We start from the raw sequence: 21,533 nt of genomic DNA, 5'->3' as shown, positions 1-21,533 counted from the left end.
TTTCAAAAGGGGTTGAACCCGCCGCTGTCGAACATGGACAGCGGCCGGTCCGGCTCTATCGTCAATTGGTGCGAGGGCGTGCCGGTAACGCGGAAGTGCTGCTCCAGCTGACGCGCCTTGTCGTGGCTGATTTCCACCACCGCCGTGTGCGGACGGTCGCGCGGGCCGATCACGTCGACCACGCTGATGCCGGGATCGATGGCGGCCACCGCGAGGAAGTCGGTCAGCGGCGCGCCGCTGGCGGCGTGTATGAGGAAGCGCGCCTTGTCCGGCAAGGGCTCGGTGGCGCTGGGGGTGCTAGACATGAAGGTCCTCCTTAAAGCACGGCACCCTCCGGCAGCCGGGCCGCCGGAGGGTGGATGGCATGCGCCCGAAGGCGTGCCGTTAGTGCAGGGTTTGCTGTCCGTAGAGGGCGGTGTTGCCTTGCTGGGCCGCCAGTTGTGCCAGTTGTGCCTGCTGCGCCTGTTGTGCGTAGGCAGCCGTCAACGGATCGACGCCGAACGGCAGCATGCCGCCCAGCTGGCCGGCGATGCCGCCGATGGTGTTGCCCAGGCCGGCGTTACCGAAGGCCCCGCCGATGGCGCCACCGAGCGGCTGCGCCACGCTCTTGATGATGTTGCCGAACCAGCCTTGCGGTGCCAGCGCATCCTGCTGGCCCTGTGCATAGGCTTGGCTGACCGGATCCGCGCCGAACGGCAGCAGATTGGGTGGTGGCGGGAAGGTCGGGCTGATGATGCCGGTGTACGGCCGATGCTTGCGCATGATGTCGCTCAGCCAGCCTTGCGGCGCAAGGCCTTGCTGTTGCATCAGCGCTTCCTGTTGCGCGTAGGCTTGCGCCACCGGATCGGCGCTGAACGGCAGCATGCCGCCCAGTTGGCCGGCGATGCCGCCGATGGTGCCGCCCAGGCCGGCATTACCCAAGGCGCCGCCGATCATGCCGCCTAGCGGCCGTCCCACGCTCTTGATGATGTTGCCGAACCAGCCTTGCGGTGCCAGTCCTTGTTGCTGTAGTTGCTGTAGTTGCTGTAGTTGCTGTAGTTGTTGCAGTTGCTGCAGCTGGGCTTGCTGCGCATAGGCTTGTGCGACGGGGTCTGCGGCGAAGGGCAGCATGCCGCCCAGTTGGCCGGCGATGCCGCCGATGGTGTTGCCGAGGCCGGCGTTACCGAAGGCGCCGCTGATCGCGCCACCCAGTGGCTGGGCCACGCTCTTGATGATGTTGCCGAACCAGCCTTGGGGTGCCAGTTGGGCCTGTTGCAGCAGTTGTTGTTGCTGCGCCTGTTGTGCGTAGGCGGCGGCAACCGGGTCCACGCCGAAGGGCAGCAGGCCGCCGCCGATGTCGCCGGCTGCCTGGCCGATTTGACGGCCCAGGTTGGCGTTACCGAACAGGCCGCCGATGCCGCGTCCGATCAGGCCGCCGAGCGGGGCGCCGATCAGTCCGCCGAGGAAACCTTGCGGGGCGAGTTCGCCCAGTTGCTGGGGTGCGAATTGTTGTCCATAGTATTGTTGATACTCATTCATGACATCTCCTTGTTGTGGTGGTAGTACAGCGCACGGTCTCCGCGCGCCGCCACATTTGGACAGGGAGGTGCGCGTGAAGTTTTGGTATTCTTGGTTCCCCGCGCGCGTTAATCAGGTATCATCCAGCCTCATTTTTAAGCCGACCTACCATGAAGAAATTCCGCCGCCTGGATCTGTTTTGCCGCGTTGTCGATAACTACGGCGATATCGGTATTTGCTGGCGGCTGGCGCGGCAACTGGTGCTGGAGCATGGCCTTGAGGTGACGCTGCATGTGGATGACCTGGCCAGCTTCCGGCGCATTTGCCCAAGCGTGCTGCTAGAGGCCGAACGCCAGCAGCTCGACGGCGTGACCGTGCGTCATTGGCGCGGCCAGGACGGCGTCTACACGCCGGGCGAGGTGGCCGATATCGTGATCGAGTTCTTCGCCGTCGACATCCCGCCCGGCTACATCGACGCCATGGCGCAATGCGAGCCGCGTCCGGTGTGGTTCAACCTGGAAGGCTTGACGGCCGAGGAGTGGGTCGAGGGCTGCCACCGCCTGTCGTCGATGCAGCCGCGCGGCTTGACCAAGCATTTCTTCTTCCCCGGCTTTACCGACAAAACCGGCGGCCTGCTGCGCGAGGCGGCGCTGGAGCAGGAGCGCCTGCAGTTCGCGCCATCGCCGTTCCTGGCGCAGCTGGGCCTGTCGCCGGCGGAGATGGCGGCCACCAAGGTGTCGCTGTTCTGCTATCCGCACGCGCCGGTCTCGGCCCTGTTCGAGGCCTGGCAGAACGGCGGCCGGCCGATCGCCTGCCTGGTGCCGGAAGGCGTGGCGGCCGACGCCGTGCGTGCCTTCACCGGCGGCGAGGGCGGGGCGGGCAGCCTGGCCACGCATGGCGCGCTGACGGTGCGCGTGCTGCCCTTCGTGCCGCAGCCGGACTACGACAAGCTGCTGTGGGCCTGCGACCTGAACTTCGTGCGCGGCGAGGATTCCTTCGTGCGCGCGCAGTGGGCCGGCAAGCCCTTCATCTGGCACATCTATCCGCAGGACGAAAACCTGCACCATAAAAAGCTGCGCGCCTTCCTCGAACGCTACGCTGGCGCCTTGCCGGGCCTGGCGGATTTCTCGCTGCGCTGGAACGGCGCTCCCGCGCACGGCGAAACGGAGAACTGGCCGGCGCTCTGGGCCGGACTGGAAAGCGAAGCCGGTGCCGCCACCGAGCGCGCTGCGACATGGCAGCAACAAATGCTGTCGCACGGCGATCTGGCAACCAATATGCTGTCGTTTGCCGCTACGCTGAGATAGGCGCTGCCGGAAAAACAAGGTACAATGCCGGGTTAATCCTGTATGACGCATTTTTTACCCGATCAAGCGTAAGCCTGCGTGGCGACGATGATCTTTACGCAACCACCTTATTAAGTAGAATCGCTATGAAACCTGCAAAAGAAATTCGTGTTGGCAATATCATCATGGTTGACGGCAAGCCATTCATCGTACTGCGCTCCGACGTTAACGGTTCGAGCCGCACGGGCTTCACCTACAAGTGGAAGATGAAGAATCTTCTGACCAACAGCCCACTGGAAAACGTCTTCCGTGGCGACGACAAGTTCGACGTCGTGGTTCTGGACAAGAAGCCAGTAACCTACTCGTACTTCGCCGATCCGCTGTACGTGTTCATGGATGCTGAATACGAACAGTACGAAATCGAAGAAGAGAACCTGGGCGACGCACTGAACTACCTGAAAGACGGTATGGAATGCGAAGCCGTGTTCTACGATGGTAAAGCCATCTCGGTTGAACTGCCAACCACCATCCAGCGTCAGATCGTGTACTCGGAGCCTGCAGTCAAGGGCAACACTTCGGGCAACGTCCTGAAAGAAGCGCGTATCGAAAACGCCATCGAATCGAAACAGTTCACCGTGCAAGTGCCACTGTTCGTGTCGCAAGACGACATGATTGAGATCGACACCCGTACCAACGAATACAAGAAAATCGTCCGCAACTAAGCCGATTTCTTCCTAAGGAGCACGCCCGCGCAAGCCGGCGTGCTTTTTTTTATTAATTTCTGTGGTGGAACTGTCAACCTGCTGATATATTTATGCCACGCAACAAATTCGGCGCATTGGTGATTACCTCGGGGATGGCATGGATCGCAGGGATTTTGTAAGAATCGGCTTGGCGGCTGGCGCTGCTTCGGGCTCGGTATCCGCTAAAACGCTGGGCACCGGCGGCATCCTCGACGCCGGCGTTTGGGAACAGCAAACGCTGATGGAGGCGGGCAAGCTCACCTCGCATTCGCTCACCTCGCAATACCTGGCCCGCATCAAGACCATCGACAAGTCCGGTCCGCGCCTGAACTCCATCATCGAAATCAATCCGGAAGCGCTGAAGATCGCGCTGGAGATGGACCGCGAGCGTCACCTGAAACGCGTGCGCGGCCCGCTGCACGGCATTCCGGTTCTACTCAAAGACAATATCGCCACCGCCGACCGCATGAGCACCACGGCCGGTTCGCTGGCGCTGTCCGGCGTGCGCGCCGCGCGTGATGCGCATGTGACGGCGCAGCTGCGCGCGGCCGGCGCGGTCATCATCGGCAAGACCAATTTGAGCGAGTGGGCGAATATGCGTTCGACCCATTCCGTCAGCGGCTGGAGCGCGCGCGGCGGCTTGACCTTGAATCCGTATTCGCTCGACCGCAATTGCAGCGGTTCCAGTTCCGGTTCCGGCGCGGCCATCGCCGCCGGGCTGGCGACGCTGGCGGTGGGTACCGAGACCGATGGTTCCATCGTATCGCCGGCCTGCATCTGCGGCCTGGTGGGTATCAAGCCGACCGTGGGACTGGTCAGCCGCAGCGGCATCATCCCGATCGCGCATTCGCAGGACACCGCAGGGCCGATGGCGCGTAGCGTGGCCGATGCGGCCCTCATGCTGTCCGCCATGGCCGGCATCGATCCGAAAGATCCAGTGACGCAGGAGAGCGCGGGCAGGGCTGGCGATTATCGCGGCGCTTTGACCAAGGGCGGCTTGCAGGGTGCGCGCATCGGCGTGGCGCGCAACTACTTCGGCAAGCATCCGGATCGCGATGCGGTGATCGAGAAGGCGCTGCTGGATTTGAAGTCGCAGGGCGCGGTGTTGGTGGAGACGCAGTTGCCCAACGCCGGCAAGTACCGCGACAGCGAGACCGAAGTGCTGCTCCATGAGTTCAAGGCCGACCTGGCGGCGTATCTGCGCGAGTACGCGCCGAATGCGCCGGTGTCGAATATGGCCGATCTGATCGCGTTCAATCAGCAGCACCAGCAGAAAGAGTTGTCGTACTTCGGCCAGGAATATCTGGAGCAGGCGCAGGCCAAGGGTGGATTGGAATCGCAGCCGTACAAGGATGCGCTGGCCAACAACCAGCGCTATTCGCGCGCCGAAGGCATCGACCAGGTGATGAAGGAGCACCAGCTCGATGCGCTGGTGGCGCCGACCGGCGGCCCGGCGTGGCTGACGGACTTCGTCAATGGCGATCACTTCAACGGTGGTTTTTCGTCGCCGGCGGCGGTGGCGGGCTACCCGCATATTACGGTGCCGGCGGGTTATGTGCACGGGCTGCCGGTGGGTCTGTCGTTTGTCGGCGCGGCCTATAGCGAAGCGGCCTTGATCCGCATGGCCTACTCGTATGAACAGGCCACGCTGCACCGCCGTCCGCCGCAGTTCCCGGCCAGCGTCTCGCTGGCGGTGCGCTAGTTTTTCAGGACGTGGCGGAAGGTGGGCTCGATGCCCATCGCGTGCAGGTGCCTGACGATGTCTTCCAGCGTGGCGTCTTTTAGCAGCAGGTCTGCGGGCGTGGCTGCGTTGCGCGCGGCGTTGGCCTGCGTCGGCGCTGGCGCTGCTGCTACTGCGGCCACTGCGGCCGCTGCGGCGTCATGCTTGCCCTGCAGCGTCGCCAGCGCCTGCGCAAATTCTTCCGCGCTGACGCTATTCAGTCGCTCCAGAAACGCTGCCTGCGCATTGTCGTTGGGCGGCATCTCCAGGCCCAGATCCTCGGCCAACGCGCCGCCCATGCCTGGATTGATGAACGCCGCCCACAGGCCGGTGGCCTTGTGCAGGCAAGGCGGTAGCTCGACCGCGCTGCGACCCAGATCGATCTGCTCATCTTCAAAGTAAGTCTTATGCAGCAAGGCCAGGAACTGGCTGGCCTGCGCCGCTGCAATCGGCTGCGCCAACGACAACCACAAACGATAGCACTCGCCACCGGAGACGCTGACCGCCGGCGCCGGCAAGCCGAGCTCCGTTTGCAAGGCATTGGCGACATCGCACAGGCGCACCCAGTGCTGCTCATCGGCCGTCTTGTGGAAGTCGATGACCAGCGTGCGCACCATGCCGTCGGCGTTGGTCAAGTCAATCGACGGCGCTTGCGCGTCGTAGGTCTGGCCGCCGAACAGGTAAAGTCTTTGTAGTTCAGATGATAATTTTTGCATGGTTCCATTGTACTATCACCACGTCGCAGCCGTGGAGCTGCATCACCTGAGGAGTCTTGATGCGTAAAACTGTTTTTGCAGTATTGGCTTTGAGTGCGGGTTGGACCATGGCGAACGAATTCGCCGTGCCGCATCGCTTCGATGTCGGCGGCGGCCGCAAGATGAATATGTACTGCAGCGGTAAAGGGCCGGTGACCGTGGTGTTCGACGCGCCGTCCGGCGATGCCGGCTGGTCGTGGCATCGCGTGCAGCCGGAAGTGGCCAAGCATGCGCGTGCCTGCGTGTTCGACCGTGCAGGCCTGGGCTTCAGCGATGCGGTCAAGGCGCCCAACACGTCCGAGAGCGTGGCGGCTGATCTGCACAAACTGCTGGCCGCTGCGGGCGAAAAAGCGCCCTACGTTTTGGTCGGTAATTCGCTGGGCGGCGCCAATGTGCAGGTCTACACCTATCGTTATCCCGCCGAAGTAAAAGGGTTGGTGCTGGTCGAGGCGCAGCATGAAGATGAAACGGCGCGACTGAACAAGGTCACCGACGGCAAGATCAAGCAGATTTACGCCATGGTCGCGGGACAGAATCAATACTGTTTGGCGGCGGCGAAAAAAGGCTTTGCCAAGGATGCGGAAGCGCAGAAGAACTGTATCGGCGAGCCGCTGCAAACCTTCGGCCCGGAGCTTGGCGCAGCCATGCTGGCTTCCGAAAGCAAACTGTCCTACTGGCGTGCCAACGCGGCGGAATACTCCGCCATCGCCATCAGCGATGCGCAACTGCGCAAGCTGCGCCGTCCGCTGGGCGATATGCCTTTGGCGGTACTGACGCGCGGTGTAAGCCCATACGCGGTGCCGGACCAGCCGCAAAGCGCAATGAACAAGGCCACCGAAGATGAAAACTTCGCGGTGCAGATGGAGTTCACCAAGCTGTCCACGCGCAGCACGCAGCGCATCGTGCCCGGCGCCAGCCACGTGATCCAGGCCGACAAGCCGGAAGCCGTGGTGGACGCCGTGCTGGAAGTGCTGAAGCAGGTCACACCGTAACGCCAAGCTCCTGCAGGATCTGCTCCTTCATCTGCTGCAGCTCGGGATGCGAGAGCTTGCGCGGATGCGGGTGCGGCACTTCAAATACCGCCTGGATGCGTGCGGGACGCGGCGACAGCACCAGCACGCGGTCCGCCATGAACAGGGCTTCCTCCACATCGTGCGTAATCAGCAGCACGGTGTGGCGCTCTTCGCCCAGGATGCGCAGCAGCTCATTGCGCATCTTCAGGTTCATCAGCGCGTCCAGCGCGGAGAAGGGCTCGTCCATGTACAGGATCTCCGGCTTGACCACCAGCGCCCGCGCGATCTCCACGCGTTTCAACATGCCGCCCGAGAGTTCGTGCGGATAGCTGTTTTCAAATCCCTTCAGGCCCACCATGTCGGCGTAGTGATCGGCCAGCGCCGCCTTGTCGCCATGGCCGTCGCCGTTCAGGCCGAACATCAGGTTCTGCTGCACAGTCAGCCACGGGAACACGGAGCCGTGCTGCGAGATGGCGATGCCTTTCGGGCTGGGGCCGTGGCGCACCACGCCGTCGATGCGGATGTCGCCTTCGCTCGGCGCTTCGAAACCGGCGATGATCTTCATCAGCGTCGATTTGCCGCAGCCGGACGGGCCGACGATGGCGACGAATTCGCCATCCTTGACGGACAGGCTGACGCCGTCCACCACCGGCAGATCCTTGAATTGCTTCTTGATGTTGTTGACGACGATCTTAGCGTCCATAGCGCCACCTTACCGATTTGAGTCCTTCGAGCTTGCGCATTACTGCGTCCAGTATCAGGCCGATGATGCCGATGATGACCATGCCGGCGATGACCAGGTCGTAGCGGTTGCCGGCGTTGCGCGAATCCATGATCAGGTAACCGAGGCCGGAGCGCAGCGCGATCATCTCCGCCGCCACCACCACCAGCCAGGCCACGCCGAGCGCGATGCGCATGCCGACGATAATCTCCGGCAGCACGGCGGGAATGATCACCTGGCGGAACAGCACATAGCGCGACACGCCGAAGTTGTCCGCCGCGCGCAGGTAGCGCTTTTCGATGGTGTGCACGCCGGCCGCCGTCTGCACGATCATCGGGAACACCGAGGCGATGAAGATCAGGAACACCGGCGACAGGTTGCCGACGCCGAACCACAGGATCGCCAGCGGAATCCAGGCGATCGGCGAAATCGGGCGCAGGATCTGGAAGATGGGATTGAGCGTGATGTAGGCCGCGTCGACGCGCCCCATCCACAAGCCGAGCGGAATGGCGACCAGCGCGGCGAGGCCGAAGCCGCAGCCGACGCGGAACAGCGAGGCGCCGATGTGTTCCCACAGCGTGCCGTCTTCCACCAGCTCCATGGTGCCGGTGACGACCTGGCCCGGCGTGGGGAAGATCACGCTTTCCGTTTGCACCACGACCACCCACCACAGGGCGATCAGCGCGATCAGCACCGCCAGCGGCGGCAGGATGGTTTTGAGTTTTTCCATGTCGATCCTGTTTATTTAGACTGCATACGCTTCCACGCGCGGGCGGCACGCCACTGCAGGCGCGGCCAGCCGGCTGCGGGCATGGCGTTGACGATGACGCGCATTTGTCCGCTGGCGTGCGCGGTGCAGGCGAATTCGTTGACGGATACGGTTTCAAACGGCAGCCGGAAACTCTGGCCGGGCATGATGAGCACCGGACCGAAGATCTGTGGCACTTTGTCCAGGTTGCGCAGCAGGAGCACGTCGTTGGCGCCTTGCGTCAGGTGGATTTCGGCGGGCAGGATGTCAACCTTGTCGCCCGCCATGCGGCGCGCGAAGGTGCCGGCCGGGATTTCAAACAGTTCGTCGCGCGACGGCAGCGCGATCGGCGCCAGCGCCGCCCAGGCGACCAATGCGCATAAGGCGCCGATGCCCAGCATGAGGAGAGAGCGCAGCGCCTTCAATTCTTCAACAGCAGTTTGACATCGTGCACCACGTCGTCGGCGCTGCGGCCGTAGGGCAGCAGGGCGCGCAGATTGCCTTTGCGGTCGACGAAGTACAGATAGGACGAGTGGCCGACGATGTAGTCCTTGCTGCCCTCGATCGGCTTTTTGGTGGCGGTGATCCCGTAGTCCTGGCGCACCTTGGCCATTTGCTGCGGCGTGCCGGTGGCGCCGATGAAGCTTGGGTCGAAGGCGCGCAGGTAGTTGCGCATGCGCTCTTCGGTGTCGCGCTCCGGATCGACGGTGACGTAGATGATTTGCAGCTGATCGGCCAGCGCGCCAAGCTGCTTGCGCGCATTCGCCAACATCGTCAGCGATACCGGGCACACGTCCACGCAGGAGGTGTAGCCGAATTCCAGCAGCACCAGCTTGCCGCGATACTGGCTGAGTTTCAGCGGCTTGCCGTCCGAGCCTTTGACGGTGAAGTCCGGCGCCACGCGCGGCGGATCGAAGGTGCCGGCTTTCAGGCCAAGGTTGTCGGCGGCGCCGGCGAAGGTGGCGGCAGCCAGCAGCAGTGTGGCGATAACGGTTTTCACAGACTGATTGCTACCGGTTTGATGGCCTTGACGAAGCTTTCGTCGACATAGGATTCGTAGGCGATGGGGCGTTTGATGGTGCCGGCTTCAATCGACAGCTGCATCAATTCGTCGAACTCCGCGCGGATCATGCGCAGGTCGCCGTAGGTGACGCGGTCGGCCGGGTTCTGCATCACGAAGCGCAGCACGTTCGGGTCCTGGTTGAAGTATTTGCGGCCGGCGGCGATAGTGACTGCCTTCTCGCGGCTGGCCGGGCCGGCGTCCAGCCAGTTGCCGGCGGCCTGCACGTAGTTCACCAGTTCCTGCACCAGCGGACGGTTTTCCTTGATCAGTTCTTCGCGCACGGTCAGCACGCAGCAGATGTAGTTGCGCCATTCGTCGCGCGTCATCGCCAGCGGGAGGGCGTAGCCGGCGCGTTGCGCGGCGGCGCCGAACGGCTCGCCGGTGCAATAGCCGTCGATGGCTTTGGCGTACAGCGCGGCCGGCATGTCCGGCGGCGCCATCTCGACGATCTCGATATCCTTGGGCGACATTTTTTCGCGCGCCAGCATTTTGCGCAGGAACAGGAAGTCCACCGCAAAGCGACTCGGGATGGCGATGCGCTTGCCTTTCAGGTCGGCGAATTTGCGGTAGACGGAGTCGGTGCGCACCATGATGACGGCGCCCGAACGATGGCCCAGCGAGACGATCTTGACCGGGATGCGCTTGTCCGCCAGGTCCATCACCAGCGGCGCCAGCATGTAGGCTGCCTGGATGCGGCCGGTCATCAGCGATTCCTTGACCTCCGGCCAGCCGTTGTATTTGCTGTATTCGAAACCTTGCGCCAGCACGCCCGGCTTGCCGGCGGCGGCAGCCTTGGCCACGGCGGCAATCGGCAGGGTGAGGTTGCAGGTGACGGGCAGGCCGCCGACCTGGATCGGGGATTCGGCGGCGCTGGCGCTGGATGACGTGATCAGCGGCAGCGCCGGCACGGCGGCGGACAGCAGACCGCCCAGCAGTTGGCGTCGCAGAGGTGATTCAACTGCTGTGTCGTGGTCTGTGTCCATGGTGCGTCTCGTTCAGCGTACAGGTACTGTTGTATTGCTGTAATTGTACTACAGCGTCTTGCGTACCAGTACGGCGTCTGACCTGTACAGGTCCGGTGCGATGCGCTTGAGATCGACCAGCTTGGGCGCATCGTTGAAGACGATGTAAGGATCGTTCGGATGCAGCGTCAAATAGTTCTGGTGGTAGGACTCCGCCGCGTAGAACTTCTTGTCCATTTCGATCTTCGTCACCAGCGGCTTTTTGTAGGCGCGCGAGGCGTCCAACTGGGCGATGTATTTTTCCGCCACGGCGCGCTGGCTTGGCGACTGCGGGAAAATCGCGGAGCGGTACTGCGTGCCACGGTCCGGTCCCTGGCGGTTGAGCTGCGTGGGATCGTGCGCCACCGAGAAGAACACCTGCAGCAGCTTGCCGTAGCTGATCTGCGTTGGGTCGTAGGTGATCTTCACGGATTCCGCATGGCCGGTGTCGCCGCTCCCGACGTAGTCGTAGGTCGCGGTGCGGGCGTCGCCGCCGGCGTAGCCGGAGACGGCGTTGGTCACGCCTTTCACGTGCTGGAACACGCCCTGTACGCCCCAGAAGCAGCCGCCGGCAAAGATGGCGGTGGCCGAGTGTTCGGCGCCGGCAGGTTCGTCGACCGCCGGCGGGGCGATGACGGTTGCCGCTTCCGCCGCCGAAGCGGCGTGCTGTTGATAGGCGAGTGCGCAGAGGAGGGCCAGCGGTGCGCCCAGTTTGAGTGCGAGGTTTTTCATGTCGATGCTCCCTGTTTAACCAAAGGTGAAGGCGTAGGCTTGTACGCCTGGATCAAGAAACTCAATGCTGAAGGTGCGGTCGCCCACCGTGCCGTTCTGGCGCACCAGCTGGTACAGGCGCTGGCTGTCGATCTTGCCGCTGCCGTCGGCGGCGATGTCGGCGCCATGGTCCTGGCCCGGCGCGGCGCCGTCGATGGTCACGCGGAAGCGCACCGGTTTGCCGTCCTTGCCGGGGCCGAGCACCAGGTGCAGGTCGCGGGCATGGAAGCGGTAGACAATGCTGCCGCTGCCCTGGTTCAGCGTGATCTGGTCCGCTTGCGACAGCCAGTTGCCGGCCAGGCCCCACTGGTTCAGCGCCGGTTTGGCGGGAGCCGAGTATTGACGGGCGGCGTTGGCGGCCTGCTTTTCCGGCGAAGCGAAGTTCTCGGCACGGTCGTAGCCGAGATACGTCTCAGGTGAGCCCACTTCGCCCATGTCCGACTGCTGCTGCACGCCTTGTGCGTCTTCCGTGCTGACCACGGTGTTGGTGACGTCCTTGCGGCCGGCTTCTTCCAGCAGTTGCTGGATCACTTGCTCAGACTTGGCGTATTCGCCTTCGCCGAAGTGGTGGTGACGAATCCGGCCTTTGGCGTCGATGAAGTAGTGCGCAGGCCAGTACTGGTTGCCGAAGGCGCGCCAGATGGCGAAGTCGTTGTCGATGGCGACCGGGAAGTTGATGCCTTGTTCTTTAACGGCCTTGCGCACGTTGTTGACGTTGCGCTCGAAGGCGAATTCCGGTGCGTGCACGCCGATCACCACCAGGCCCTGGTCGCGGTACTTCTCGGCCCAGGCTTTGGTGTAGGGCAGGCTGCGCAGGCAGTTGATGCAGGAGTAGGTCCAGAAGTCGACCACCACCACTTTGCCTTTCAGCTGTTCGGCGGTGAGCGGGGCGGAGTTCAGCCATTCCACGGCGCCGTTCAGCGAAGGCAGCTTGCCTTCCACCGGCAGCGTGTCCGCAGCTTGCGCGACGGCGCGACGGGCCATCATGGCCGGGCCGGCGGCCATCGCGGTGCGCGACATCATGGCGCCGCCGGCGGGAGCTTCGTTGCGCGGGGCCAGCGAGTCGATCAGCTTTTGCTCGACGCCTGCGGTAGCGACGGCCGATACTTTGGTCAGCAAGCCGGTATCCAGGCCGGTGGCAATCGCGGCGACGCCGGCCAGCATGGCCACACCAAGACCGCGACGCACCCATTCACCGGCACCCAGCGAACGCTTCATGGCGCTGAACACCTTGCCGCCGACCAGCAGCGCGAGCGCGAGGGAGGTCGCCGCGCCGGCGGCGTAGGCCAACAGCAGCAGCGTGCTGCCCACGCTGGCGCCATTCAGCGCCGCACCGGTCAGCACCAGGCCCAGTACCGGACCAGCGCATGGCGCCCACAGCAAGCCAGTCGCCACGCCCAGCAGGAAGGACGAGCGCGCGCCGCCGCCGGCCGCATTGGCCGCCTCGCCGCCTCCCGCCGCATTCGCTGCCTCGCCGCCAGCGTCCAGCGCCTTGTTGGACAGCTTGTCGCCCAGCGCCACCAGCGGCTTGGTCAGACGGTCCGCCAGATGCGGCAGCATCAGCGTCAGGCCGAAGAAGGCCATCAGCATCAGCGCGACCCAACGGCCGTACTGGTTGGCCTGCACTACCCAGCCGCCGCCAACAGCGGCCAAGGTGGCGACCAGCGCAAAGGTCAGCGCCATGCCGGCCAACAGCGGCAAACCGCTACGCACAAATGGCCGCCCGGTGCGCGCAAACACAAACGGCAGTACCGGCAGGATGCAAGGGCTGAGGATCGTCAGCGCACCGCCGAGATAAGAGAGCAGTATCAATAACATGATGTCATCCTCCTATCAGGCTTCGCCGGGAACGAAGTTGAGCGCCACACCGTCGATGCAGTAGCGCAGGCCGGTCGGTTCCGGGCCGTCGTCGAATACGTCGCCCAGATGGCTGCCGCAGCGGCGGCATACCACCTCCACGCCGTACATGCCGAGCGACGTGGTGCGGCTGGTGTTGACGCCGCGATCCAGCGGCTTCCAGAAGCTCGGCCAGCCGGTGCCGCTATCGAACTTGTTCTTCGACGTGAACAGCGGATTGTCGCAACCGGCGCAGAAGAATTTGCCAGCGCGGTGTTCCTTGTAGAGCGGGCTGCTGAACGGCCGCTCGGTGCCGTGCTTGCGCAGCACCTCGTACTGGGCGGCGGTGAGCTTGGCGCGCCATTCGGCGTCGGTGCGCGTCACTTCCCATGCTGCTGCGGGAGCGGCCTGGGTGGCGCGGAAGGCGATGCCGGCCAGCAGGGCGGCGCCGCTGGTGAGGATGAATGCACGTCTGGATGTCATGGTGGTCTCCCTAAGTGGAATAACGATGGAGCCATTCTGTGCCCTGAGTGATGACAAAGTCCTCACGTAAACTTAAACTAATTGTGATACTTTTCAACGTCGGAATCCTGCACAATGACGATCATGGAACCAGCTAAACGAGTATTAATCGTCGAAGACGATATGCATATCGCAGACCTGCTACGCCTGCATCTCCAGGATGAGGGCTATCAGGTCACGCACTGCGCAGACGGTACGCAAGGCCTGGCGCAGGTGCGCACCGGCGGTTGGGATGCGCTCATCCTCGACATCATGCTGCCCGGCGTGGACGGTCTGGAAATCTGCCGCCAGGCGCGCGCCATGACCACTTATACGCCCATCATCATCACCAGCGCGCGCTCCAGCGAGGTTCATCGCATTCTCGGCTTGGAGCTGGGCGCGGACGACTATCTGCCGAAACCATTCTCGGTGCTGGAACTGGTGGCGCGCGTTAAGGCGCTGCTGCGCCGCGCCAGCGCCATGTCGCGCAACCAGGCGGCTGCCGGCGGCCTGCTGGAGCTGAACGGCGTGCGCGTCGATCCGCTGACGCGGCAGGCGCACCTGAACGGCAGCGCGCTCGATCTGACGCCGCGCGAATTCGACCTGCTGTACTTCTTCATCAAGCATCCTGAAAAAGTGTTCTCGCGGCTGGACCTGCTGAACCAGGTGTGGGGCTATCAGCATGACGGCTACGAACACACGGTCAACACCCACATCAATCGCCTGCGCGCCAAGATAGAAACGGATCCGGCCGATCCGGTGCGCATCCTCACCGTGTGGGGCAAGGGCTATCGCTACGCAGGGCAGCCGTCATGAACCTGACGCTCTCGCAGCGCCTGTCGCTGGCGTTTTGCCTGCTGCTGCTGGTGTGCTGCGGCGCTTCCGCGTGGTTGCAGGTACGCGCCAACATCATGCACGAGAAGGAAGTGGTGCAAGGCCTGTCGCGCGGACTGGCGCGCAGCATCGCGCTCGATGCGCAGCTGATGCAGGCCGACGAGGAGGGCGAGGGCAAGGACGACAAGGCAGGCGAAGGACTGGGGCCGGCGGCCGTGCGCCGCCTGTTCAACAAGCTGATGACCGTGAATCCCAGCGTGGAAGTGTACTTGCTGAACAATGAAGGCCGCGTTGTCGGCCACGCCGCGCCGGCCGGCCACCTGATGCGCGACCACGTCAACCTGGAACCGATCCGTCGCCTGCTCAACAACGAAACCTTGCCGATCCAGGGCGACGACCCGCGCAGCGAGCGCGGTCGCAAGGTGTTCAGCGCCGCCATCCTGCGCTCGGGCGAACAGAAAATCGGCTACATCTACGTGATCCTGCAAAGCGAGGAACACGACAGGCTGGCGGCGCGCGCCTCGGCCAGCTCGGTGCTGCGCACCACCTTGTGGTCCATGGCCGTGGTGGCCGGGCTGGTGCTGGTGGCCGGCCTGATCGCCTTCCGCCTAATCACGCGGCCTTTGCGACGCCTCACCACCAATATGCAGCAACTCGACACCAAGGCGGAGCTGCTGGCGCTGCCGGAGCCGCAACGCGGCGGCCCGCGTGACGAAATCGCGATTCTGGAGCAGTCCTTCGCCGACATGGGCGCGCGCATCAACGAACAGTGGAACACCATGCGCCAGTTGGACAACGACCGGCGCGAAGTGGTGGCCAATATCTCGCACGATCTGCGCACGCCACTGGGTTCCTTGCACGGCTACCTGGAAACGCTGTCGCTCAAGGACGAGACGTTGACTGCGGCGGAGCGCCAGCACTACCTGGGCATCGCACTGTCGCAAAGCCAGAAGGTAGGCCGCCTTGCGCAAGCCTTGTTCGAACTGGCGCGGCTGGAACACGGCGCGGTGCAGCCGGAGCTGGAACCGTTCTCGCTGTCGGACCTGATACAGGACGTGTTCCAGAAATTCGAACTGCAAGCCGCCGAGCGCAATGTGCGGCTGATGGCGACACTGCCGCATCCCGCGCCCATGGTGCGCGCTGACCTGGGCATGATCGAGCGCGTGCTGACCAATTTGTTCGACAACGCGATCCGCCACACCCCGGCCGGCGGCGAAGTAGAAATCACGGTGAAGCCGGCGGCGGCAGGCAAGGTGGAAGTGACAGTGGCGGACACCGGCCCCGGCGTGCCGGCGGCCCTGCGTGAAAACCTGTTCCGCCGTCCGGTGGCGCTGCAAGGCGAATACCGCGTCGGCGGCCTTGGCCTGTTGACCGTCAACCGCATCCTGCAACTCCATCGCTGCAAGATAGAACTGGTGAGCCCACCGGAGCAGGGCGCAGTGTTCCGCTTTACGCTGGATGCCGCATAGGCAACGCAAGCGGCGAGCGCCACTCGGTCAGATAGTGCTGCGGCGTCTTGCCGAGGATGCGGCGGAACATGGCGCTGAACGCGCTGGGACTGGCGTAGCCCAGCGCCGCGGCAATCGCGCCCACGGTTTCGCCTTGCGCCAGCCTGCCGAAGGCCTCGGCCAGATGCACCTGTTGCACCCACTGGCGGTAATGCAGGCCGGTCTCCTTGGGGAATAGCCGTATCAGCGTGCGCGCGCTGGCGCCCACTTCGTCGGCCCACTGCTCGATATTCCGGCTGCTGCCCGGATCGTCCATGATGGCTGCGCACACCGCCACCAGCCGCCGGTCGCGCGGCCACGGAATGGCGATGGGCACCGTCTCCGCCGCCGCCAGCTCGGACAGGATCAGCATCGCCACATGTTCGCCGCGTCCCGGTATCGGATATTCGACAGGCTCGTTCAGCAGCGCCAGTATCAGCTCGCGCAGCAGCGGACTCACTTCGATCACGCGACAGCTATCGCCGAAGGCCTTGGCCGCCGTCGGCTCGATGTAGATGGTCCGCATGGTCACTTTGCTCATCGAGAACCAGTGATGCACCACACCCGGCGGTATCCACAGCGCGCGGCGCGGCGGCAGTATCCACACGCCGAAATCGGTCTGGACCCGCATCAGGCCTTGGGTGGCATATAGCAGCTGCGCGCGTTCGTGGCTGTGCGGCGTGCCGGAAACGCCATGTTCCTCGTCGCGCGCCATGGCGGTGACGACGCGCGGCACGCGCTGGTAATCGCGATGGTCGCTGCTGCGGAGAGGAGTGGGTATTGTCACTTATTCGACGAAAGTTGGAATATCAGGTTTTGCGCACCATATTACACTCACTGCATGACTACTACTACCTCTACCCTCAGCCGTCCTCACGGCGACACCGTCATGCAGATCCTCGGCGCGGTTGCGCTGGTCCACCTGCTGAACGACCTGACCCAGGCCATGCTGCCGTCGATTTATCCGATGCTGAAGGCCGAATTTGGCCTGAGCTTCACGCAAGTCGGCCTGATTACGCTGACCTTCCAGTGCACCGCCTCGCTGCTGCAACCGTGGATAGGTTTGTACACCGACCGCCGTCCCATGCCTTTCCTGCTGCCGATAGGGATGGTCGCCACGCTGATCGGCGTGTTGATGATGTCCTTTGCCTCCACCTTCCCGGCGCTGCTGGTATCGGCCGCCTTGATCGGCGTCGGTTCCTCGACCTTCCACCCTGAAGCCTCGCGCGTGGCGCGCGCCGCATCGGGCGGACGCTTCGGCTTTGCGCAGTCGCTGTTCCAGGTCGGCGGCAACGCCGGTTCGGCGCTGGGTCCTGTGCTGGCGGCGGCGGTCATCATCGGCCGTGGCCAGGGGAATATCGCGTGGTTTGCGCTGCTGGTGCTGGCCGCGATTGCGGTGCTGGTGCATGTGAGCCGCTGGCATACTCACCATCTGTCGCAGCCGAAGAAAGCTGTTGCGGCGGCGGTTTCGCCTTTACCTAAAGCCCAGGTGTATGGCGCGCTGGCGGTGCTGGCGCTGCTGGTCTTCTCCAAGTACATCTACATGTCCAGCCTGACCAGCTACTACACTTTTTATTTGATCGACAAATTCGGCGTGTCGGTATCGTCGGCGCAGATGTATCTGTTCCTGTTCCTGGCCGCCGTGGCGGCGGGCACCTTCATGGGCGGACCGATCGGCGACCGCATCGGCCGCAAGCGCGTGATCTGGATCTCCATCCTCGGCGCGGCGCCGTTCACCTTGGTGCTGCCGTATGTAGGCCTGTTCTGGACTGCGGCGCTGACGGTGATCATCGGCTTCGTGATGTCGTCGGCCTTCTCCGCCATTGTGGTGTTTGCACAGGAGCTCATGCCGGGCAAGGTCGGCATGGTGGCGGGGATCTTCTTTGGCCTGATGTTTGGCGTGAGCGGCATCGGCGCCGCAGCCATGGGACACATCGCCGACATCAAGGGCATCGGCTATGTCTACAATCTGTGTTCGTACTTGCCGTTGCTGGGCATACTGACGGTGCTGCTGCCGCACATCGAGCAGCAGCGCCGTTAATGCTGGATCAGGCGTCGATGAAGCGCATCTTGAAGTTGCGGCCCTTGAAGGCGCCGAAGTCGCCGCCCAGCGGGTTGCCTTCGCTCAGGCGCGCATAGGCGTCATACGCGACGCGGCGGTCGAGCGCCACGTAGGTCTGGAACTCGGTCACGTTGATCTTGCCGACTTGTTCCTTGCTCAGGCCAGCGTCGCCGGTCAGCGCGCCCAGCACGTCGCCCGGACGCAGCTTGTCCTTTTTGCCGCCCGAGATCACCAGCGTCATCATCGGCGCCGGGTCGACGCCGTATTCGTTGTCGTCCAGGCTTTTCAGGTCGAACCATTCCACCGGCTGGCCCTGATATTCCTCGATCAGCTTGACCCACTTCTTCTCGTTCGGCGCGCACAGCGACAGCGCCAGACCCTGTTCATTGCCACGGCCGGTGCGGCCCACGCGGTGGATGTGGACTTCCGTGTCCTTGGAGACGTCGACGTTGATCACCGCTTCCAGGTTCGGGATGTCCAGGCCGCGCGCGGCAACGTCGGTGGCCACCAGCACCGAGCAGCTGCGGTTGGAGAACAGGATCAGGATTTCGTCGCGCTCGCGCTGTTCCAGTTCGCCGTACAGCGCCATGGCCGAGAAGCCTTTTTCCTGCAGCGACTCGACCAGCTCGCGGCATTGCACCTTGGTGTTGCAGAAGGCGATGGCCGATACCGGCTTGTAGTGGCCCAGCAGGCGAGCCACGGCGTCGTTGCGCTGATCGAAGCCGATTTCGAAGAACAGCTGTTCGATCTGGCTATTGTCGTGCTGCGCTTCCACCGTTACTTCCACCGGATCGACCAGGAAGTCGTCGGTGGCGCGGCGGATATCGTCCGGGTAGGTGGCCGAGAACAGCAGGGTTTGACGGCGTTTCGGGCAGGCGCTGACAATGCCGGCGATTTCGTCGTAGAAGCCCATGTCGGTCATGCGGTCCGCTTCATCCAGCACCAGGGTGCCGACTTTCGACAGGTCCAGGGTGTTGCGGCCCAGGTGGTCGCGCACGCGGCCCGGCGTGCCGACGATGATGTGGGCGCCGTGTTCCAGCGAGGCGATTTGCGGGCGCATCGGCGAGCCGCCGGTCAGCACCAGCACCTTGACGTTGCCGGTGGAGCGCGCCAGGCGGCGCAGTTCGCCGGCCACTTGGTCGGCCAGTTCGCGGGTCGGGCACAGCACCAGCGCCTGCACGGCGAACCAGGCGGGATTGAGCTTGTGCAGGATGCCGATGCCGAAGGCGGCGGTCTTGCCGCTGCCGGTTTTGGCCTGGGCGATCAGGTCGCGGCCTTCCAGCACCGACGGCAGGCTTTGCGCCTGGATCGTCGTCATTTCCTTGTAGCCGAGCGAGTCGAGGTTGTCCAGGAAGGCGGGGTTCAGCGGCAGGCTGGAAAAGGCGGTAGAAGTCATGGCGGCGGACCTGTTAAAAAGAGGCGTGGACACAGTCTAACAGGCGTGTAGCCGTCACTGTGCAGGAAGTGATTGAGAGTTGTGCCGGTGTTGTACCGGCGTTGTTTCAGCGTTTGTACCGGATCAATCCCGTTTCCATACCGGTAAACCGGTCAGGTCGAGATTGTCGTCGCGCACCCAGACCGGCAGACCGGAGTTGTCGGTCGGTTCCAGCAGTTCCAGCTGCTCTTGCTTGAGCGCGGGACGCTTGGAGCGTGGCGGGGGCGGGCGCTTCGCTTCCGGTTCGAGCGGCGCGGCGGGGGAAAAGCCCGGCAGGTCGAACGTAGCGTTATCTTTTTTATCTCTCATCGGGGAAAAAACAAAAGCCCGGCTGATGTAGTCGGGCTTCGTTAGCTTACAGAATTGCGCGCAGTTTAACACAAAGCGCAAACTCAACGGAAGCTCAGGGCTCCCGTCAGGTCGCCCGGCGGCGTGGCGTGGCGGGCCGCAAAGGCCTCGTTGCGCGTCTTCAGGCCCTCCAGCAGGGGCAGGCCGTGCAGGCGGGTGATGAAGCGCATGATGGAGGTGGTGTCGTAGAAGCTGTGGTCCACATGGCCTTTTTTCGCGTGCGGCGAAATGATGATGGCCGGGATGCGCGAGCCCGGGCCCCAGCGGTCGCCCTTCGGCGGCGCCACGTGGTCCCACCAGCCGCCGTTTTCGTCGAAGGTGATCACCACCAGCATGTTCTTGAACTGCGGGGACTTCTTCAGGTGCTCGATCACGTTGGTGATGTGGGCGTCGCCCGATTCGATGTCCGAGTAGCCGGCGTGCAGGTTGAGGTTACCCTGCGGCTTGTAGAAGGTCACGGCCGGCAGCTTGCCGGCCACCGCATCGGCGATGAATTTGTTGGAGATCGGGCTGTCGCCCAGGCCGCCGTCGCGCAGGTGCTCGTCGCGCGCCTTGGTACCCGGCGCGAACTGCTTGAAGTAGTTGAACGGCTGGTGGTGGTACTGGAAGTTGGGCTTCTCGCCGCCGCCGCGCGCATCGATGGCCGCTTGCCACGCGCCGCCGTACCACGCCCAGCTGACGCCTTTGCGCGACAGCAGGTCGCCGATGGTGTCGTAGGTCTGCGGCGGCAGGGTGCCGGCGTCCTTGGGATCGGCGTGCAGCGGATCGCCGTCGAAGGCCGGACGGATGTAGCTTGGCTGATAGGGCGGGGCCATGGTGTTGACCGCGTAGCCGTCCGGCGTGATGGCGCCGTTGTTGACGAAGTGCGGGTGGCCGTCCATCGCGGAGGCCGGGCTGTCCTGGGTGACGGACAGGCGGAAGCCGGTCGGGCCGTCGTCCAGCACAGCGATTTTCTTTTTCGCGGCGGTGTCCTTGGCGTCGAAGTATTCGGGCACGCGACCAGTGATCAGGAACTGGTGGTTCAGGTAGGAGCCGCCGAAGGCCGCCATGAAGAAGTTGTCGCACAGGGTGTACTGCTCGGCGATCTTCCACAGGCCGAGGTTTTTATCGGTCTCGCCGTAGTAGCCCATGACCATGCCGCCGGTGTTGCCCCAGGCGGCGTAGCCATCGTTCTTACCGCCGTTGATCTGCATCTGGTTCTGGTAGAACAGGTGCCACAGGTCGCGCGTGATGACGGCTTCCGGCAGCGGCTTGCCTTCGGTGTCGACCAGCTTGAACGGCGCGTTCGGCAGGCCTTTGATATCGTCTTCCTTGACCACGTATTTTTTGCCGCCGATGTCCTGGGTATTCGGCACCATGCCGCCCCAGATTTTCGGCAGGGTTGGCAGCACCGAACCATCGCGGTCGCGCTGCGCGCAGGCGGCGGCCGGCATGGCCGACAATGGGCTGGCGGTGCCGGGGAAGTTCGCGAACAGGTTGTTGAAGCTGCGGTTTTCGAGGTAGATCACCACCACGTTCTTGATGTTGGCCTGAAGCTTTTGATCAAGCGAGCCTTTGGCGGCGGCTTTCGCCGGCGCCGCTTCGGTCAGGGCCGGCAGCGAGGTAGCCAGGCCGGCAGCACCGGCCGCCTGGAAAATACGGCGGCGCGAAGGATTGGCCGGAGCGTCCTGTTCTTGTTGTTCTGCTGCTGGTACTTGATCCTTCACGCACGC

General features: G+C 63.7%; 22 protein-coding genes. 7 read left to right on the top strand and 15 right to left on the bottom strand.

Annotated elements, in window-relative coordinates; translation table 11 throughout:
• Positions 1–2 precede the first annotated feature (2 nt).
• Together ACXZ1M_RS03120 and ACXZ1M_RS03115 are read right to left on the bottom strand one after the other, a co-directional pair.
• Complete coding sequence (locus ACXZ1M_RS03120; RefSeq protein WP_459051765.1) at positions 3–305, bottom strand: hypothetical protein; 303 nt, start codon at positions 303–305, stop codon at positions 3–5.
• A gap of 79 nt (positions 306–384) precedes the next feature.
• Entirely contained in the window at positions 385–1,518 is a 1,134-nt protein-coding gene (locus tag ACXZ1M_RS03115; RefSeq protein WP_459051764.1) for a hypothetical protein, read from the bottom strand.
• A gap of 149 nt (positions 1,519–1,667) precedes the next feature.
• Between ACXZ1M_RS03115 and earP the strand changes: the two genes are divergently transcribed.
• The 3 genes from earP to ACXZ1M_RS03100 all read left to right on the top strand — a co-directional run bounded on the left by earP (position 1,668) and on the right by ACXZ1M_RS03100 (position 5,228).
• Positions 1,668–2,804, top strand: a complete 1,137-nt coding sequence (earP, locus tag ACXZ1M_RS03110; protein WP_459051763.1) for an elongation factor P maturation arginine rhamnosyltransferase EarP — start codon at positions 1,668–1,670, stop codon at positions 2,802–2,804.
• Between the two features lie 125 nt (positions 2,805–2,929).
• Complete coding sequence (locus tag ACXZ1M_RS03105) at positions 2,930–3,505, top strand: elongation factor P (RefSeq protein WP_459051762.1); 576 nt, start codon at positions 2,930–2,932, stop codon at positions 3,503–3,505.
• Positions 3,506–3,644: 139 nt separating this feature from the next.
• Complete coding sequence (locus ACXZ1M_RS03100; RefSeq protein ID WP_459051761.1) at positions 3,645–5,228, top strand: amidase; 1,584 nt, start codon at positions 3,645–3,647, stop codon at positions 5,226–5,228.
• Here the strand turns inward: ACXZ1M_RS03100 and ACXZ1M_RS03095 are convergent.
• Positions 5,225–5,962 (bottom strand): hypothetical protein, encoded by a 738-nt coding sequence (locus ACXZ1M_RS03095; protein ID WP_459051760.1) that lies wholly within the window; start codon positions 5,960–5,962, stop codon positions 5,225–5,227. The two genes, ACXZ1M_RS03100 and ACXZ1M_RS03095, sit on opposite strands and share 4 nt — an antisense overlap.
• A gap of 107 nt (positions 5,963–6,069) precedes the next feature.
• On the opposite strand from ACXZ1M_RS03095, the gene ACXZ1M_RS03090 reads away from it, so the two are divergent.
• Positions 6,070–6,993, top strand: a complete 924-nt coding sequence (locus tag ACXZ1M_RS03090) for an alpha/beta fold hydrolase (RefSeq protein WP_459051759.1) — start codon at positions 6,070–6,072, stop codon at positions 6,991–6,993.
• Here ACXZ1M_RS03090 and ACXZ1M_RS03085 read toward each other — a convergent pair.
• From ACXZ1M_RS03085 to msrB, 8 genes are read right to left on the bottom strand one after another with little or no spacing between them, the layout of a single operon-like run.
• Positions 6,983–7,717 carry an ABC transporter ATP-binding protein gene (locus ACXZ1M_RS03085; RefSeq protein ID WP_459051758.1) on the bottom strand — a complete coding sequence of 245 codons (735 nt, stop codon included), beginning with the start codon at positions 7,715–7,717 and terminating at the stop codon, positions 6,983–6,985. The genes ACXZ1M_RS03090 and ACXZ1M_RS03085 overlap by 11 nt on opposite strands.
• Positions 7,707–8,465: an ABC transporter permease gene (locus ACXZ1M_RS03080; RefSeq protein ID WP_459051757.1), complete on the bottom strand. Its 759-nt coding sequence runs from the start codon at positions 8,463–8,465 to the stop codon at positions 7,707–7,709. Before ACXZ1M_RS03080 ends, ACXZ1M_RS03085 begins: the two co-directional genes overlap by 11 nt.
• A gap of 11 nt (positions 8,466–8,476) precedes the next feature.
• Positions 8,477–8,884 (bottom strand): cupredoxin domain-containing protein, encoded by a 408-nt coding sequence (locus ACXZ1M_RS03075; protein ID WP_459051756.1) that lies wholly within the window; start codon positions 8,882–8,884, stop codon positions 8,477–8,479.
• Positions 8,885–8,904: 20 nt separating this feature from the next.
• The gene (locus ACXZ1M_RS03070; RefSeq protein WP_459051755.1) at positions 8,905–9,483 is read right to left on the bottom strand and encodes an SCO family protein; all 579 of its coding nucleotides are present in this window, start codon (positions 9,481–9,483) and stop codon (positions 8,905–8,907) included.
• The gene (locus ACXZ1M_RS03065; RefSeq protein WP_459051754.1) at positions 9,480–10,529 is read right to left on the bottom strand and encodes an ABC transporter substrate-binding protein; all 1,050 of its coding nucleotides are present in this window, start codon (positions 10,527–10,529) and stop codon (positions 9,480–9,482) included. The genes ACXZ1M_RS03070 and ACXZ1M_RS03065 overlap by 4 nt, the downstream gene beginning before the upstream one ends.
• 48 nt (positions 10,530–10,577) lie before the next feature.
• The gene (gene msrA / locus ACXZ1M_RS03060; protein WP_459051753.1) at positions 10,578–11,279 is read right to left on the bottom strand and encodes a peptide-methionine (S)-S-oxide reductase MsrA; all 702 of its coding nucleotides are present in this window, start codon (positions 11,277–11,279) and stop codon (positions 10,578–10,580) included.
• Positions 11,280–11,294: 15 nt separating this feature from the next.
• Positions 11,295–13,136 carry a cytochrome c biogenesis protein DipZ gene (locus ACXZ1M_RS03055; RefSeq protein WP_459051752.1) on the bottom strand — a complete coding sequence of 614 codons (1,842 nt, stop codon included), beginning with the start codon at positions 13,134–13,136 and terminating at the stop codon, positions 11,295–11,297.
• 15 nt (positions 13,137–13,151) lie between these two features.
• Entirely contained in the window at positions 13,152–13,637 is a 486-nt protein-coding gene (gene msrB, locus ACXZ1M_RS03050) for a peptide-methionine (R)-S-oxide reductase MsrB (RefSeq protein WP_459051751.1), read from the bottom strand.
• Positions 13,638–13,760: 123 nt separating this feature from the next.
• Between msrB and ACXZ1M_RS03045 the strand changes: the two genes are divergently transcribed.
• Complete coding sequence (locus tag ACXZ1M_RS03045; RefSeq protein WP_459051750.1) at positions 13,761–14,471, top strand: response regulator transcription factor; 711 nt, start codon at positions 13,761–13,763, stop codon at positions 14,469–14,471.
• The gene (locus ACXZ1M_RS03040; RefSeq protein WP_459051749.1) at positions 14,468–15,958 is read left to right on the top strand and encodes a sensor histidine kinase; all 1,491 of its coding nucleotides are present in this window, start codon (positions 14,468–14,470) and stop codon (positions 15,956–15,958) included. The genes ACXZ1M_RS03045 and ACXZ1M_RS03040 overlap by 4 nt, the downstream gene beginning before the upstream one ends.
• On the opposite strand, the gene ACXZ1M_RS03035 is transcribed toward ACXZ1M_RS03040, so the two are convergent.
• A complete protein-coding gene (locus ACXZ1M_RS03035) occupies positions 15,939–16,757 on the bottom strand; it encodes an AraC family transcriptional regulator (RefSeq protein ID WP_459053965.1) in 819 nt (272 codons plus the stop codon). The genes ACXZ1M_RS03040 and ACXZ1M_RS03035 overlap by 20 nt on opposite strands.
• A 108-nt stretch (positions 16,758–16,865) precedes the next feature.
• Here ACXZ1M_RS03035 and ACXZ1M_RS03030 point away from each other — a divergent pair, with 108 nt between their 5' ends.
• Positions 16,866–18,017, top strand: a complete 1,152-nt coding sequence (locus ACXZ1M_RS03030; RefSeq protein WP_459053964.1) for an MFS transporter — start codon at positions 16,866–16,868, stop codon at positions 18,015–18,017.
• Between the two features lie 7 nt (positions 18,018–18,024).
• On the opposite strand, the gene dbpA is transcribed toward ACXZ1M_RS03030, so the two are convergent.
• The 3 genes from dbpA to ACXZ1M_RS03015 form a co-directional block, all read right to left on the bottom strand.
• A complete protein-coding gene (gene dbpA, locus ACXZ1M_RS03025) occupies positions 18,025–19,434 on the bottom strand; it encodes an ATP-dependent RNA helicase DbpA (RefSeq protein WP_459051748.1) in 1,410 nt (469 codons plus the stop codon).
• A gap of 123 nt (positions 19,435–19,557) precedes the next feature.
• Positions 19,558–19,782: a hypothetical protein gene (locus ACXZ1M_RS03020; RefSeq protein ID WP_459051747.1), complete on the bottom strand. Its 225-nt coding sequence runs from the start codon at positions 19,780–19,782 to the stop codon at positions 19,558–19,560.
• An 83-nt stretch (positions 19,783–19,865) separates the two neighbouring features.
• Positions 19,866–21,527 (bottom strand): acid phosphatase, encoded by a 1,662-nt coding sequence (locus ACXZ1M_RS03015; RefSeq protein ID WP_459051746.1) that lies wholly within the window; start codon positions 21,525–21,527, stop codon positions 19,866–19,868.
• Positions 21,528–21,533: the final 6 nt, after the last annotated feature.

The organism is Duganella paludis, assembly GCF_054461335.1.
Note: the sequence above shows the minus strand (reverse complement) of the source record. Positions and strands in the feature narration are given on the sequence as shown.